Origin of the sequence: Mesorhizobium sp. M00.F.Ca.ET.216.01.1.1 (assembly GCF_004010325.2) — a bacterium.
GTDB lineage: Bacteria > Pseudomonadota > Alphaproteobacteria > Rhizobiales > Rhizobiaceae > Mesorhizobium.
Window position 1 is genome coordinate 1 of sequence record NZ_SADR02000343.1, and the last position, 328, is coordinate 328.

Sequence of the window (328 nt, forward strand, 5' to 3'; positions counted from 1 at the left end):
TCGGCAACGCCCTGATCGGCGCACTGATGATCGGTGTCATCCGCAACTCGCTGAACCTGCTCAACGTCAACATCTTCTTCCAGCTGATCGTCATTGGCGTGGTCATCGTGATCGCTGTCGAAGGCGACGTCCTTCGAAATTACCTCGAAGGGCGAGTTCGCGTGATGCAGGCGGGGAAGCACTCATGAACGATAAGTCCGCTAGCGCTCCCGCACACGCAGGCGATCTGGGCACCCCGGTCCTTTCAGTGCAAGGGGCAACCAAGCGGTTCGGGTCTGTCCTGGCGCTCAGCGGGATCGACATCTCGGTGCGGCGCGGAGAAATCCTC

At 60.4% G+C, this 328-nt stretch carries 1 pseudogene; it reads left to right on the forward strand.

From position 1 onward, the window contains the following. Window positions 1-188, forward strand: a pseudogene (locus EN859_RS36395) (ABC transporter permease); the annotation flags it as partial. Window positions 189-328 lie beyond the last annotated feature (140 nt).